General features: G+C 70.5%; 12 protein-coding genes. 7 read left to right on the forward strand and 5 right to left on the reverse strand.

The genetic code is table 11. The annotated features are described in order from the left end of the window. The first annotated feature begins 53 nt into the window (after positions 1 to 53). Positions 54 to 2,036 (forward strand): ATP-binding protein, encoded by a 1,983-nt coding sequence (locus FL344_RS04965; RefSeq protein WP_194862992.1) that lies wholly within the window; start codon positions 54 to 56, stop codon positions 2,034 to 2,036. A gap of 111 nt (positions 2,037 to 2,147) precedes the next feature. Here the strand turns inward: FL344_RS04965 and FL344_RS04970 are convergent, their stop codons facing one another. Then, complete coding sequence (locus tag FL344_RS04970; RefSeq protein ID WP_194862993.1) at positions 2,148 to 3,320, reverse strand: ankyrin repeat domain-containing protein; 1,173 nt, start codon at positions 3,318 to 3,320, stop codon at positions 2,148 to 2,150. 429 nt (positions 3,321 to 3,749) lie between these two features. On the opposite strand from FL344_RS04970, the gene FL344_RS04975 reads away from it, so the two are divergent. The 4 genes from FL344_RS04975 to FL344_RS04990 all read left to right on the forward strand — a co-directional run bounded on the left by FL344_RS04975 (position 3,750) and on the right by FL344_RS04990 (position 7,082). Continuing rightward, positions 3,750 to 4,532, forward strand: coding sequence for an aldolase (locus FL344_RS04975; RefSeq protein ID WP_141617708.1), 783 nt, complete (start codon positions 3,750 to 3,752; stop codon positions 4,530 to 4,532). A gap of 180 nt (positions 4,533 to 4,712) precedes the next feature. After that, on the forward strand, positions 4,713 to 5,606 hold the full coding sequence (locus FL344_RS04980) for a dihydrodipicolinate synthase family protein (RefSeq protein ID WP_141617709.1): 894 nt from the start codon (positions 4,713 to 4,715) through the stop codon (positions 5,604 to 5,606). Then, positions 5,603 to 6,025 (forward strand): hypothetical protein, encoded by a 423-nt coding sequence (locus FL344_RS04985; protein WP_141588030.1) that lies wholly within the window; start codon positions 5,603 to 5,605, stop codon positions 6,023 to 6,025. Before FL344_RS04980 ends, FL344_RS04985 begins: the two co-directional genes overlap by 4 nt. Positions 6,026 to 6,176: 151 nt before the next feature. Continuing rightward, positions 6,177 to 7,082, forward strand: a complete 906-nt coding sequence (locus FL344_RS04990) for an NADP-dependent oxidoreductase (protein ID WP_141617710.1) — start codon at positions 6,177 to 6,179, stop codon at positions 7,080 to 7,082. A 3-nt stretch (positions 7,083 to 7,085) separates the two neighbouring features. On the opposite strand, the gene yedA is transcribed toward FL344_RS04990, so the two are convergent. After that, positions 7,086 to 8,069 (reverse strand): drug/metabolite exporter YedA, encoded by a 984-nt coding sequence (gene yedA / locus FL344_RS04995; protein WP_141617711.1) that lies wholly within the window; start codon positions 8,067 to 8,069, stop codon positions 7,086 to 7,088. A gap of 233 nt (positions 8,070 to 8,302) precedes the next feature. On the opposite strand from yedA, the gene hrcA reads away from it, so the two are divergent. Then, positions 8,303 to 9,334, forward strand: a complete 1,032-nt coding sequence (hrcA, locus tag FL344_RS05000; RefSeq protein WP_011556651.1) for a heat-inducible transcriptional repressor HrcA — start codon at positions 8,303 to 8,305, stop codon at positions 9,332 to 9,334. A 6-nt stretch (positions 9,335 to 9,340) separates the two neighbouring features. On the opposite strand, the gene FL344_RS05005 is transcribed toward hrcA, so the two are convergent. Together FL344_RS05005 and FL344_RS05010 are read right to left on the reverse strand one after the other, a co-directional pair. After that, on the reverse strand, positions 9,341 to 12,190 hold the full coding sequence (locus tag FL344_RS05005; RefSeq protein WP_141617712.1) for a carboxypeptidase regulatory-like domain-containing protein: 2,850 nt from the start codon (positions 12,188 to 12,190) through the stop codon (positions 9,341 to 9,343). Positions 12,191 to 12,269: 79 nt separating this feature from the next. Beyond that, positions 12,270 to 13,379, reverse strand: a complete 1,110-nt coding sequence (locus FL344_RS05010) for a lipid kinase (RefSeq protein WP_228564795.1) — start codon at positions 13,377 to 13,379, stop codon at positions 12,270 to 12,272. 134 nt (positions 13,380 to 13,513) lie between these two features. On the opposite strand from FL344_RS05010, the gene FL344_RS05015 reads away from it, so the two are divergent. Beyond that, positions 13,514 to 13,987: a transcriptional regulator gene (locus tag FL344_RS05015; protein WP_141617713.1), complete on the forward strand. Its 474-nt coding sequence runs from the start codon at positions 13,514 to 13,516 to the stop codon at positions 13,985 to 13,987. Between the two features lie 56 nt (positions 13,988 to 14,043). On the opposite strand, the gene FL344_RS05020 is transcribed toward FL344_RS05015, so the two are convergent. Then, positions 14,044 to 14,760 carry an HAD family hydrolase gene (locus FL344_RS05020; protein WP_141617714.1) on the reverse strand — a complete coding sequence of 239 codons (717 nt, stop codon included), beginning with the start codon at positions 14,758 to 14,760 and terminating at the stop codon, positions 14,044 to 14,046. Positions 14,761 to 14,789 lie beyond the last annotated feature (29 nt).

Consider the following 14,789-nt stretch of genomic DNA (forward strand, 5'->3'; position numbering starts at 1 on the left):
CTCTTCCACCTTGAGAACAGGTGGGACCGGGGCAGATTCATCCGCCGACTTCAATGACGCCTAGCGAACACATCTCCGCGGACCGCAATCAGGAAAGGGCTTCCCAGCCCCGGGCGAGCATCCTGATGGTGGACGACCATCCGTCCAACCTGCTCGCGCTCGAGGCCATTCTCGAGCCGCTCGGGCAGGAGTTGGTGAAGGCCACCAGCGGTGAGGAGGCCCTCAAGTTCCTGCTTCAGCGCGACTTCGCCGTCATCCTGATGGACGTGCAGATGCCGGGGCTGGACGGTTTCCAGACGGCCACGCTCATCAAGCAGCGCGAGCGCACGCGCACCATCCCCATCATCTTCCTCACCGCGCTCAGCCGCGACGCGGCCCACGTCTTCAAGGGCTATGCGCACGGCGCGGTGGACTACCTGCTCAAGCCGTTCGATCCGGAAATCCTCCGCTCCAAGGTCAGCGTCTTCGTGGACCTGTTCCTCAAGGAGCAGCAGATTCAGCGGCAGGCGGCGCTGCTCCGGCAGCGCGAGCGCGAGGCGCTGGAGCGGCAGAGCGAGCTGCGCCACCTGCGGCTCACGGAGTCCTTGCCGGAGGTGATGTGGGCGGCGCGCTCGGACGGCAGCTTCACCTACGCCAACCGCGCCTCACGGGACTACACCGGCATCCAGGTGGACCAGCCGCTGTCACTCAACACCTTCCTGGAGTTCGTCCACCCGGCGGACCGCGAGGCCATGCGCGCCGTGTGGACGCAGGCCATCCGCATGGAACAGCGCGTGGAGCGCGAGTTCCGCCTGCGCCGCTTCGACGGCGTGTACCGCTGGCACCTGGCGCGCGCGGTGCCGGAGCGGGACGAGAATGGCCTGCTGGCCGGCTGGATTGCCGTGGCCACGGACATTGACGACAAGCGCCGGGCGGAGGAGGCGCTGGGGCGCTTCAAGGCGACGCTGGACGCGACGCTGGACTGCGTCCTCATGTTCTCCCCGGACTCGCTGACGCTCACCTACGCCAACGCGGGCGCGGCCAAGCAGCTGGCCAGCAGCACCGAGGAGCTGGTGGGCCTGTCGGTGCTGGAGGTGGAGAGCGCCTTCGACGAGGCCGGCTTCCGCAAGCTGCTGGCGCCGCTGGTGAGCGGCACGTTGCCCAGCCAGACGTACTCCACCAGCCACCGCCGGCGGGATGGCTCGGAGGTGCCGGTGGAGGTGGTGCTCCAGTACGTGGCGGCGGACGGCGGCCCCGGGCGCTTCATCTCCGTGGCGCGCGACATCACCGAGCGGCAGCGGGCGGAGACGGCGCTGCGGCTGGCCAGCGAGGCGAAGGATTCCTTCCTCGCGGCGGCCAGCCACGAGCTGCGCACGCCGCTGGCCGCGGCCAAGGGCCACGCGCACCTGGCGCTGCTGAAGCTGGGCGGTGAGACAGAGGCCGGTCCGGGCAAGTCGCTCAAAATCATCAACCGGCAAATCGACCGGATGGCCAAGCTGGTGGAGGACCTGCTGGACATCAGCCGGCTCCAGGCGGGGCGCCTGTCGTTGGAGCTGGAGCGGTTCGACTTGAGCCATCTGGTGCACGAGACGCGGGACCGCATGGCGGTGCTGTCGCAAGGCCATGAAATCCACGTCGAGGCGTCGGAGCAGCTCGAGGGGACGTGGGACCGGGGCCGGTTGGACCAGGTGCTCACGAACCTGCTGTCCAATGCGCTGCGCTACTCGCCCGAGGGCGGGCCCGTGTGGGTTCGGGTGCAGGGTGAGCGCGACGAGGGCGTCCACCTGTCGGTGACGGACACCGGCGTGGGAATCCCCAAGGAGAAGCAGGCGCTCATCTTCGAGCGCTTCGGCCGCGCGCACGGCAGCAAGTACGGCGGTCTGGGCCTGGGGCTCACCATCAGCCAGGGCATCGTGGAGCAGCACGGCGGCCGTATCTGGGTGGAGTCTCCGGGCGTGGCGGGGGAGGGATCCACCTTCCACGTCTGGCTGCCGCGCGAGACGGAGGCGCCTACCGGCGGCGTGCATCCGGACGCGGCGACGCGCTCCACCAACTGAGCGCGTCCCACGCGAAGTATCCCGGCGTCCGTGCAGCGGAAGGGCGTCGGGGGCTGCCCCCGTGACGCTCCGGCGCCTTTCGCGCTCAGGGCCCGGCTGGAGGGGAGAGGCTCAGCTCAGCCGCTCCGCCAGCTTCGTGTGGCCTTGCTGGCGGGCACGGTCCGCCGCGCTCTCACCGGCCGCGTTGCGCAGCCGCGCATCGGCACCGCCCGTCAGCAGCAACTCGATGACCTCGGCGTGTCCGTTGCGGGCCGCGGTGTGCAGCGGCGTGTTGCCGCCCTCGTCCGCCAGGTCTGGGTTTGCTCCCCGTCCGAGCAGCGCCGAGACGCTCGCGCTCAGCCCCTTCCAGGCGGCGAGGAACAGCGCCGTGGCGCCGCTGTCGTCCCGTGGGTTGACGTCCTGCTCGGGCCGAAGCTGAAGGATGCTCTGCACCGCGTCGTCGCGCTTCATCGCGGCGTAGTGCAGCAGGTTCTGCGCGTCGGGCTCCGTGGGCTGCGCCGTGTCGATGCCTCGCTTCAGCATGGCCACGAGCACCTCCACGGGTTGGCCCAGGCCAATCGCCATGGCCGCTGGTGAGACGAGGAGCGTCGCCGGCTTCTTGCCCAGGTCCACGCGCTCATCCAACGGCGCCCCCGCGGAGACCAGCGCCAGGATAAACTCCGCCGGCAACTTGTGGAGAAGTGCCTTCGCCAGCGCGGACTCACCCTGCTCGTCGCGTGCCGTCGCGTCGGCGCCGTGCGCGAGCAGCAGCTTGACGGCGTCGATCGCCATCGCTTCGACCGCGCCCGGCTGATAGTTCCCCGTCTTGCGCTCACGATAGAAGTGGATGAGCGAGTGCACCGGCCTGCCCGTCTTGAACGGGGCGTTGGCGTCGGCCCCCGCCTTCAGCAGCGCTTCCGCGATGCCCAGGTGGTGCGTCTTCAGCGCGAAGAAGAGTGGAGAGAAGCCGCTATCCCTGGCGTTGCCATTCGGGGTGGCGCCGCGCTCAAGCAGCAGCCGCGCCGCATGGATGGCATCCGGAAACGTACCCTGGAGGCAGACGTGGTGCAGCGCCGTCCAGCCCGTCTCCTCGTCGCTGTCCTCCCCTTGCACCGCGTTTACGTCGGCGCCCGCGTCCAGCAGGGCCCGGAGGACTTCGACATCCGCCGTGCCCGCCCGTGACGCCGCCGCGCTGAGCGCTGGACGTCCGAATTCGTCGCGGAGGGTGTGGTCCGCGGTGGCGGCGAGGGAGCGGACCGCGGCGGCATCACCGCGGGCAATGGCTTCGAGCAAGGCTTGGGACACGGAGGTTTCCTGCGAAGTGTGAACGAAGATGGACTGATGCACCGGCGAATGGCCGCGCTTTTCTAGGGGAGATGCTCCCACGCTGCCACGGTCGCGTGTCCAATGGCGCGTGGAGAGAAAATGGCCGGGGGACTCATGGTAGCCCACGGATTCCTCGCGCTCCGTGGATGACATCGAGTTGCTCGTCGTGATGGGCGGTCCGCAGTCGCCCTCGACGTCCCGGGAGGAATGTCCCCTTTCTCCGCCGCGCACCGCGACGCGCGCCCTCGTCGGCGCGGTCCTCGCGGTCGCAATGTCCTCGGGAGCACCGTCCCTGGGCTCGGCCAACTGGCCCCGTAGTCGTTTCTGTTCTGGATGATGCACGGGGGCCAGCATGCCCTTACACCCGTGTTGCGTAGCGACGCGCACCAACACGAACGAGGAGCTGAGATGTCGAAGACCTTTACGCAGACGAAGGAGGAGCTGGTCGGAAAAGCGAAGAAGCAGATGGACACCACCTTCGGCCAGAGTGACTGGACCGTGCGTCAGAAGCTGGCGCTGACCTGCCGGATTTTGTTCGAGGGCGGCCACGACTCGGGGTTGGCCGGGCAGATCACCGCCCGCGCTACGGAGCCCGGCACCTACTACACGCAGCAGTTGGGCCTTGGCTTCGACGAAATCACCGCGTCGAACCTCCTGGTCGTCAACAGCGACCTCGAGGTCCTCGAAGGCAAGGGGATGGCCAACCCGGCGAACCGCTTCCATAGCTGGGTCTACGAGGCGCGGCCCGACGTCAACTGCATCATCCACACGCACCCGACGCACATCGTCGCGCTCTCCATGCTCGAGGTCCCCCTGCAGGTCTCGCACATGGACATGTGCCCCCTCTTCGATGACTGCGCCTTCCTGAAAGATTGGCCGGGGGTGCCGGTCGGCAACGAGGAGGGGGAGATCATCTCCAAGGCGCTCGGCTCCAAGCGCGCGCTCCTCCTCTCCCATCACGGTCAACTGGTGGCCGGCGATAGCATCGAGCAGGCGTGCGTGCTCGCCGAGCTCTTCGAGAGGGCGGCTCGCTTGCAGCTCCTCGCCTCTGCGGCGGGCGACATCAAGCCCATACCGGAGAAGCTGGGAAGGGAAGCGCACGACTGGATCTTGCGGCCCACGCGCAGCGCAATCACGTTCGCCTACTTCGCGCGCCGAGTGCTGAAGAAGCACGGGGACGCACTGGCTTGAGCCGCATGCACGCAGCACTGGACCCTTCGTTCTTTCTCTTCTGGAGGTCGCTCAGGGTCCAGCCGCCCGGTACACGAACGAACCGTGCGCAACGACGCGCACAGCAGGCTTGGAGGCCCACATGACAGCGAACCGTTACACCGACATCGAGATGCGGCACGAGGCGGCGGGGGGAGCACGATGAGCGCGCTGCTTCGCGGTATCGTCGCGTACCCAATCACGCCGTTCACGTCGAAGGGACGTGTCGACGAGGTGCTCCTCGGCAAGATCGTTGACGACATGGTGAAGGCGGGTGTCCACGCCATCGCGCCGCTCGGCAGCACCGGCGTGCTGCCGTACCTCTCCGATGACGAACGGGAGCAGGTTGCGGAGATCGTCATCAAGCGGGTCGCCGGGCGCGTACCCACGCTCGTCGGCGTTTCGAGCCTCACCACCGAGCGCACCGTCCACCACGCGAAGCACGCCGAGAAGCTCGGTGCCAGCGCGGTGATGATCATCCCGATGAGCTACTGGAAGCTGAGCGACGCGGAGATCATCACCCACTACGAGACGGTGGCGAAGCGCATCGCCATCCCCATCGCGGTCTACAACAACCCCGCAACAGGTGGCCTCGACCTGAGCCCCGACGTCATCTCGCGGCTGCTGAAGATCCCGAACGTCACGATGGTCAAGGAGAGCACCGGCGACGTGAACCGCATGCACCGCCTCGTCCAGCTCTGCGGTGAGGATGTGGCGTTCTACAACGGGAGCAACCCGCTCGTGTTGGCCGCCTTCGTGGCCGGTGCTCGCGGCTGGTGCACCGCAGCGCCCAACATCATCCCGAAGCTCAACATCGAGCTCTACGACGCCATCCAGCGAGGAGACGTCGCGGCAGCGCGTCAGAGCTTCTATCGGCAGCTTCCTTTCCTGCAATTCATCGTCGCTCACGGCCTCCCGCGTGCAATCTCGGCGGCGCTCGAGCTACAGGGGACGTCTGTCGGGCCGCTCCGCGCGCCCCTGCAGGCGCTCCCTGCAGAGCGTGTCGAGGAGCTCCGTCGAATCCTCGTCGGGCTCGAAGTCATTCCCGGCGAATGAGGATAGAGGGAACCTCCATCCTCGCCGCGGGCGCCTTGCTCGCGGTGGGGATGGCTTCCGGTGTCTGGAAGTGGCGCGCGATGGTGCGCAGCCCCGAACGCCGCGCCCCGATGTACGTCGACATTTTGCATCGCGCGTCGCTCCTCTACGCGAGCGCGACGTTGGTGCTCGGTCATCTCGCGGCAGCGAGCGCGTTCTCTGCCACGCTCAACCGAGGCGCGTTCTGGACGGCGTACTTCTATTTCGTGGTGACCCTCGTGGTGTACGCGTTCCACGGTATTCGCCGGACCGAGCGCACGATGTTCACGCAGCGCAACCTCGTGACGGGGCCAGGGGTCGCGCTGCTCGTTGTCGGCGAGCTGGGCTCGACGCTCTTGCTGCTCGTCGGTGCAGCGCTCGGCGAGGGACGCGCGCCATGAGCAGCCGTGCCTCGTGAAGCTCGCCTGCCTGGCGCCTGTCAGCTGCCCTTCCAGCAAGGGGGAGGTAGGGCCGGGCAGGCGCCGAGGTGGGCGGCCTCCATGGGTGATTACCCTTCGCGCGACGTCAGCTCTTTCGCTTTGGGAGGCGCTCATGAAAGCCGTGGTGCTCAAGTCCTATGGAGACGTGGATGCGCTCGCCGTTCAAGACATGCCCGAGCCGAAGGTGGGTCCGGGCGAGGTGAAGGTCCGTGTCACCGCCGCGGGCATCAACCCCGTGGACTGGAAGATTCGACGCGGGGACATGAAGGCGGTGATGCCCGTGCAGTTCCCCACCATCCTCGGACGGGACGTGGCCGGCGAGGTCATGGAGGTGGGCCCGGGCGTCAGCGACTTCAAGCCGGGTGACCGCGTCATGGGCGTGGTGAACGCCGGCTACGCGGAGAAGGTCGTCGCGCCCGTGGAGTCCTGGGCGAAGGTCCCCGAGTCCATGGACCTGAAGGACGCCGCCGCGCTCCCCCTGGTCACGCTCACCGGCGTGCAACTGATGGAAGAGGCGGTGAACCCCCAGAAGGGGGACACGGTGCTCGTCATCGGCGCGCTGGGGGCGGTGGGCCGCGCCGCCGTCTTCGCGGCGAAGGCCCGGGGCGCGAAGGTGCTGGCCGGCGTGCGCGCCAGCCAGAAGGCGGAGGCGCAGAAGCTGGGCGTGGACGGCGTCTTCGCGCTCGACGTCGCGGACGAGTTCTCCAAGCTGCCGATGCTGGATGCGGTGGCGGACACCGTGGGCGGCCAGGTGGTGGCCCGCGTGCTGGAGAAGGTGAAGCCCGGAGGCACCCTGGGCAGCGTCCTGGGTGAGCCTCCCGAGGCCAAGGGGAGGCAAATCACCGTGCGCGCCATCCTCTCGCACCCGGACTCGCGCCGCCTGACGCAACTGGGGCAAGCCGTCGCCAAGGGCGACCTGGTCATCCCCGTCAGCAAGCGCTTCCCGCTGGAGCAGGTGAAGGAAGCGCAGAAGCTCGCGGAGCAGGGCGGCGTGGGCAAGGTGCTGCTCGTCAACTGAGCGTCACTTCTTGCGCGTCAGCAACACGACCGCGCCCAGGATGGCGCCCATGGCCAGCCAGGCCGTGGGCGTCATCGTCTCGCCCGCCAGCAGGCCGCCCAGGAACACCGCCAGCACCGGGTTGACGTAGGCGTAGCTGGTGGCCAGCGACGGGCGCGCGTTGCGCAGCAGGTAGCCATAGGCGCTGTAGCCCACCAGCGAGCCGAAGACGACGAGGTAGAAGAACGCGAGCACCGCCTTGGGCGTGGGCATGACGGTGGGGCGTTCCCCAATCAGCAGGCTGAAGCCCAGCATGACGACGCCACCGCACAGCATCTGCGCCGCGGTGGACATCAGTCCCTGTGGCATGGGCAGCCGGCGGCTCCACACCGAGCCCAGCGCCCAGCTCATGGGCGACACCAGCATCGCCAGCGTCGGCAGCAGGCCGCCGCCCATGTCACCGCCCAGGTTGAGCAGGACGATGCCGCCGAAGCCGACGGCCAGTCCCCAGCGCTCCGCGCGCCCGGGCCACTGGCCGAAGAGCCCCCCGAAGAGCGCCGTCCACAAGGGAAGGCTGCCCACCACCAGCGCGGCCACGCCCGACGGCACCGACTGTTGCGCGAAGACGAGCCCCCCGTTGCCCACGCCCAGCAGCAACAGCCCCACCAGCGCGCTGGCGCCCCACTGACGGGCCGTGGGCATGGGCGCCCCGCGCAGCCACAGCACCGCGAAGAGCAGGGCGCCGGCGAGCACGAAGCGCACCCCTGACATCTGGAACGGCGGCATGCCGCCTTCCAGCGCCCACCGGATGGCCAGATAGGTGGAGCCCCAAATAATATAAAGGGACAGGAGGCTGGCGATGAGCCACCCGCGCTTGGGGCCACCGGGGAGGACGTCTCCGGAGGGCAGACTGACGGGGGCTGGCTGTGAAGCGGGGAGCGGCGCGGCACGCGAGGCGAGCACGGCGCGGCTTGTATCGTTGGCGATTTTCGCCGGCCATGTGGGCATTGCCGCACCTCACAGCCGGGCCTTTTTCGGAGCAGTACAGTGGCGGGCACCGCGCTCGTGCGTCGGGGCGGCCGTCCGGCTGGCCGGAATGTGGGCGTCGGGAATGTCGCGCCGGGTCGCCCGTAGGGACAGGGCGGCTCCTGGATTGAATGCCCGGGGCCGCTTCCTTAGACTTTCCCAGGGAGCCAGGGCGGAGGTGCCGCCGCACCGTGGCTCCGGAGTGAGCGCCAGGGATGTCCGAAGAGCTGGGTGAGCGTGAGAAGGAAGTCCTCCGGGCGGTCGTCCAGGAGTACATCTCCACGGGCGGGCCGGTAGGCAGTCAGCAGCTCACCCGCAGGCCGGGGTTCGAGGTGTCCTCCGCCACCATGCGCAACGTGCTGGCGGACCTGGAGGAGCTGGGCTTCCTGGAGAAGCCCCACACCTCCGCCGGGCGTGTTCCCACCGACCAGGGCTACCGCTTCTACGTGGACACGCTGGTGAAGCTGAAGGACCCGACGCCCCGGGACAGGGAGCTCATCCACGCGGGGCTCGCGCACGAGGCCGACCTGGCGGAGATGCTGGGCGAGGCCAGCCGCATCCTCCACTCGCTGACGCGACACGCGGGCGTGGTGGTGGCGCCGCGGCCGGAGTCGGCGGTGTTCCGGCGCATCGAGTTCGTCCGGCTGCGCGAGGACCGGGTGCTCGCCATCCTGGTGGGGCAGAGCGGTCAGGTGCACAACAAGGCGATTACGGTGGAGTTCCCCATCACCTCCGACGAGCTGCTCAAGGCGAGCAACTACCTGTCGGAGTTGCTGCGGGAGGTGCCGCTGGAGTCGGCGCGCGAGCGCATCCGCGCGGAGATGGACCAGGAGCAGGCGCTCTACAACGCGCTGACGGCCAAGGCGCTGAAGCTGGGCGCGGCGGCCACGGACCTGGCGTCCACGGAGCGGATGCTCATCCAGGGCACGGGGTCCTTCTTCGAGCAGCCGGAGTTCGCGGACGTGGAGCGCATGCGCGCGCTCTTCAGGGCGCTGGACGAGAAGCACAAGCTGCTCTCGCTGCTGGACCGGGTGCAGGTGGCCAACGAGATGCAGATTTTCATTGGCGCGGAGAGCGACTTCTCCGCGGCCGGCGACGTCACCGTCATCGCCAGCCCCTACGGAAACCAGGAGCAGGTGCTGGGCACGGTGGGCGTCATCGGCCCCACGCGCATGGACTACCGGCGCGTGATTCCCCTGGTGAACTTCACCGCGCAGGTGCTGTCGCGCGTGCTGGAGAAGGTGTAGCGGGCCTCACTCCGCGCGGGTGACGAGCACCTCCTGCTCACCATTCGCGCGCCGGACGTGGAGCCGCACGGGCGTGCCGGGCGCACCCCGGGTGCGGGACTCCGCCTCCGTGCTGTCGCGCACCACCTGACCATCCACCGCCACCAGCCGGTCCCCCACGTTGACGCCCGCGCGCGCCGCGGGCCCGTCCGGCGTCAGCCACGCGAAGGCGACGTGGCCCCGGTCCTCACTGAAGCCCGCGCCCAGCGTGCCCGGCGTGGCCCGGCGCGGGGACACCGTGACGTCACCCACGTCGGTGGCCTCCGCCTCCGCCACCTTCACGGTGCGCGTCTCCACGCGGCCCTCCGGAGGCAGCAGCCGCACGGTGTGGATGCCCGGGCGCACGTCGCTCAGGCGGAAGCGTCCGTCCTGCCCGGTGAAGGCATCCGGGCGCCCGCCCACGGCCTTGTCGAGGAACACCGCCACCCCTGGCGCAGGGCCTCCCCCCCGGCTCCACACCGCGCGCCCGGAGATGGACGCCACGCCGCCGGTGAGCGGCACCTCCACGTCCGAGGTGCCCCCGGGCCGCAGCGTCACCTGGGCTTCGCCCGTGCGGCCGTCCTCGGTGCGCACCGTCACCTTCAGCGCCTGGGCGGGCGCGTCTGGAAGCAAGAAGGTGCTGCCAGCGAAGCGCCGCGTGGTGGGCCAGGCGCCGGCCCAGGGCAGGGCCTCACCGTTGGCCTCGAGCAGCTCCAGGGTGAAGCCATCCGGAGCCGCGCCGCTGCCCGCCACCACGCGCCCGCGCAGGGTGGCCGCGGGCTCCAGCCGCACCGTGAGCGGCGCCTGGTCCTCATGCGCGGCGGGCAGCCGTCCCACGCGCCCCGCGTTGTGGGCCACCAGTTCCAGGGGCTGGGCGCCCTGGGGGCGCGGCGGCATGGCGAACTGGCCCGCCTCGTCCGCGCGCTCCTTGCGCGTCATGGGGAAGTCCCCGCCCTGGATGGCGGCCACGATGGCCAGCGGGCTGGGCACCCCGGAGGGCTCCAGCACGACGCCGGACAACACGGAGTCCTCCTTCAACAGCAGGTCCTGCCGCACGGCGCCGCCCGAAGGCACCGTCACGAACGGGTCGCTCTCCATGTGGAAGTAGATGGCGGGTGTCTGGTGGAGCAGCGCGACCAGTTGGTAGACGCCCGCGGGCAATTCCAACTGGAACTGGCCCTGCGCATCCGTCTCCGTGGAGGCCGTGCCCGAGCCGCCCCGAGGCACGGCGTGGACCAGCGCGGGCTCGGTCAGCGGCCCGCCCGACGCGCGCGTCACCTGTCCCCACACGGAGCCGGAGTCCGCCAGGGTGAAGTCCGCGCGGGTGACGACGCCCGCCTTCAGCGTCTCCATGCGGGACGTCCATCGCTGCGAGCCCTCGCGCCGCGCGCGCACGGAGGTGGGCCCCGCCTCCAGCCCCTCCAGCTTCCAGGCGCCCTCGGCGTCGGTGAGCGCCGTGTGCGCCACGCCAGAGAAGGACGACGGTTCGGCGCGCACCTGCGCGCCTCCCAGCGGCCGTCCCTCCGCGTCCACCACCAGGCCTTCCAGCACCGCCGTCGCGGGCTCCAGCCGCACGTCCAGGGGCGTGTGGCCGCCCGGGTTCACCACCACGGCTTCGAACACGCGGCCCGTCATTCCCGCCGCGCGCACCGTCACGTCGTATTCGCCGGGAGGGACATCCATCCGCCACCCGCCATCGTCCTCGGACGCCGCCCGGCCCAGCTCGCCCTGGCCGCCCGCGGGAGACGCCACCAGGATGGCCCCGCGCACCGGCGCGCCCTCCACCGTGGACACCGTGCCCGTCAGCCCACTGGCCGCGCCCAGCGTCACCACGAGCCCGCGCAGCGTCTCGCCCGGCGCGACGGACAGCGGCCCCGGCACGCGGCCCAACTGGTCCCCGCGGCGCGCGGACACGACCCACGTCCCGGCGTTGACCTCCAGCGCGAAGCCGCCGCCTTCCCCGGTGGTGACGCGCACCGGCGCGGTGCCTCCCGCCGCCACCACCTCCGCGTCCGCGACGGGCTGACCCTTCGCGTCGACGACGAAGCCCTCCAGGGTGCTCGCGCCCCAGAGCCCCACGACGACTTCACCGGCCCGCGGCACCTGGAGCAGGCGCAAGGTGCGGCGGCTGAAGCCCGGCGCCTCGGCGGTGAGCTCGTAGCGTCCGGGCGCCAACTGCGTGAAGGCGAAGCGGCCCTGGGCATCACTCGTCGTCTCCGCCGCTTCTTCCGGCAAGCCGGTGGGGGCCGCCCAGGCCGTGGGCGTCCCGGGGTAGGGCCGCAGCGTCAGTGAGGCGAGCGGCACCGGCTCCTCGCGCCCTTCCGCCACGGTGCGCCCGCTCAGCGTCACGCCGTCGGGCAGGCGCAGCTCGACGGCCGTCTCCGCCTCGCCGAGCGGACGCGTGGCCTCCAGCCGCACGGGGCCGTGGCCCGGGGCATGCGCGGACAGCAGGTAGTCGCCGGGCGCCGCGGGCAGGCGGAGCACACCGCCGTCCGCCGTGGTGCCCTCGCCCGCGCGGCGCCACGGCGTGGCCCCGGTGCCGTCCGCGCCCACCCGCAGGTAGGCCCGCACGCGCGCGCCCGTCACGGGCCCCTGGGCGTCCACCACGCGCACCACGAAGGCGCCCAGCTCGGCGTCGGGGGCGGTCTCCAGCGGCGGGGTGGGCGGCGTGCTGGCGCGGGACGGGGCGCCGCTGGTGACGGGCGCTGGTGCGCTCAAGGCCGCGGCCTCCGGGCGTGCGCCAGCGGGGGCCGCGGGGACGGGCATGCGGAACCACAGCAGCAGCACCGCCGCGATGGCCAGGCACAAGGCAATCAAGAAGGGGGTTCGATGGCGCACGGGCTCGGCCTCCCCCGCGTCCGGCCGTCGCCGTCGCGGCTGCCCACAGTGTAGGCCAGCCTCGCAGTGAACCGAAACTTCAGGAGGGAGCGGGCGCGTAGACGCGCAGGGCCGCGGGGGCTACCTCGAAGCGCATGGGCGTCTTGCCCACGAGCTCGCCGTCCGCGTTCACCTCCTGGATGGGGTCGGCCTCCACGTAGAGCCGCGCGGCGCGCAGGGCGGTGACGGCGGGGTGCTCCACGTGCTCGCCCGAGCGCAGGGACAGGGCCACGCGCATCAACGTGGCGATGTCCTGGAGCTGGCCCAGGCCCGTCCCTTCGTGCCCCGACGCGGCGGAGGGCGCGGCGATGGCGTAGATGTCCAGCCGCCGGTCATCCAGCCGGGCATCGGGCGCCACCATGTTTCCGGCGCCGTGGTAGAGGCCGTTGCCCACCACCAACTGGAGCACGTCCAGCGCCAGCTCCTGGTCATCCGCCTTCAGCCGGATGTGGAAGGGGCGCAGGTCCTTCACCTCCGCCGCGGCCGCCACGGGGTAGGCCAGCTTGCCCGCGCGCTGCTTCAGCCGCTTCGTCAGCCGCTTGGCGATGCCGGTGGCCAGTCCCAGGCTGGCCGCGTTGAGGAAGGGGCGCCCATTGGCCAGGCCCACGTCCACGCGGGCCGTGTAGCCCTGGGCGATGACGTCACAGGCGGCCTCGATGTCGGGCGGAATTCCCAGCGAGCGCGCGAAGTCGTTGCCAGTGCCCAGCGGGAGGACGCCCAGCGTCACGTCGCGGCCCAGCAGCCGGACCACCGCGCGGCTCAGGGTGCCGTCGCCTCCTCCCACGATGAGGCGGCGGGTGCCCCGTGCCACCATCCGCTCCACCACCGCGTTCAGCCGATCCGCTCGGGACAGCGCGTGGCATTCGACGATGGAGACACCCCGCGCCACGAGTGTTTCCCTGGCGGTCTCGAAGGCCTCACGCCCTGAACGCGAGCGCGTATTCACCACCAACACCGCGGGGCCGTCATCCAGGACGGGCCTGCATGGGGGCTTGATGAGGGCGGGTTCCAGGGTGCCTCCTCTTTCGTGTCGCCCGCCAATCTGTGCACGCACTGTCCGTCCGACCAGCGGGACGCGAGGTGGTGTCGCGCGCGCATCCTCGCGGTGAGTCGCCCCGTGCTCCGGTGCATTCCCGATGTCGGGTGCCACGTGGGCGTGCATGCGTGCGTCGGCGGGTGAACAAGTCCATCCGGCTGCACGCTTCCGGATGAGTGGATGACTGCCCACCTCTGCGCTGGAGCTGGCCCCATGCAGGTGTCAGTCAGGCCTGGAGAGCAAGTCGCATGGCACGAGGAAGCAAGGCGAAGTACACGGCGAAGCAGAAGCGGATGGCCGAGCACATCGAAGAGGGCTACGAGAAGCGCGGCGTCTCCGACGAGACGGCCGAGTCCCGGGCCTGGGCTACCGTGAACAAGCTCACGGGCGGCGGGATGAAGAAGGGCGGCTCGGGCAGCAAGGCCAAGGTCGCGCGCAGCCGTCCCCTGGCGCGGAAGAACGCGCGCAAGGCGGGCCGCAAGGGAGGCAAGGCCACCGCCGCGAAGCGCGCCGGCACCCGTCGCAGCGCCGCCACCGGCCGCACGCGCAAGCCCGCTGCTCGAGCCACGCGTTCGGGTTCCAAGTCCACCGCTGCCCGGAGCACCGCGGCTCGTCGCGCCACCGCGCGTCGCACCACCACCGCCGCGAAGCGGCCTGCTTCCAAGTCCCGGAGCGGCACGCGTCGCGGAACCAGCAGCCGCGGTCCACGCAGCCGCACCTAGCACGCCGCCGCTTCCCCATCCCTCTCGCGGGGGTGGGGAAGGGCGGGGGCGCGGCTTCAGCGCCGCTCGTCGTCCTTCCCCACCTGGCTGGTGCCGGACTCGTTCCAGGGCCATTCGCGCCGGGACGCCTCGTAGCGCGCGAGCAGCGCCGCCGGGTCCTTCACCAGCGTGCGGCAGCCCGCGGCGCGCAGGTCATCCGGAGGAAAGCCGCCCGCCAGCACGCCCACGGAGGGCAGGCTCGACTTGTTGGCGGCGAGCGCGTCATAGGGCGTGTCGCCCACGACGACCGTCACGTCCGGAGAAGGCTTGCCCAGCCGCGCCAGGGCGGCCTCGAAGATGTCCGGGTGGGGCTTGCTCTTGTCCACCTCGTCCGCGCTCGTCTTCGTCTCGAACAGGCCTTCGATGCCGCACAGCTTCACGTAGTGCTTCAGCTCCTGCTCTTTCGCGCTGGAGGCCAGCACGATGCGGATGCCGCCCGCGCGCAGCCGCTGGAAGAGCTCCCGTACCCGGGGGAAGGGACGCACCTTCGGCAGGAACTCGTCCAGGAACAGCTTGCCGCGGTATTCGTCCAGCTCCTTGCCGAAGCGCTCCACTTCCTCGTCGTTGAAGAAGACGGGGATGATCTGGTCGGCGCCCTTGCCAATCTGGCTGCGCACGTGCGCGAACGGGATGTCCCGGCCGAAGTGAAGGAAGGCGCGCCGCCATGCCTCGGCGTGCTCGTCCACCGAATCCACCAGGGTTCCATCCACGTCGAAGATGACGTTTTCCACCATGTGCCTTGTCCCTCGGCCTCGAAGGTGGG

This window comes from Myxococcus sp. AB036A (assembly GCF_006547355.1).
In the GTDB taxonomy this organism is placed as follows: domain Bacteria; phylum Myxococcota; class Myxococcia; order Myxococcales; family Myxococcaceae; genus Myxococcus; species Myxococcus virescens.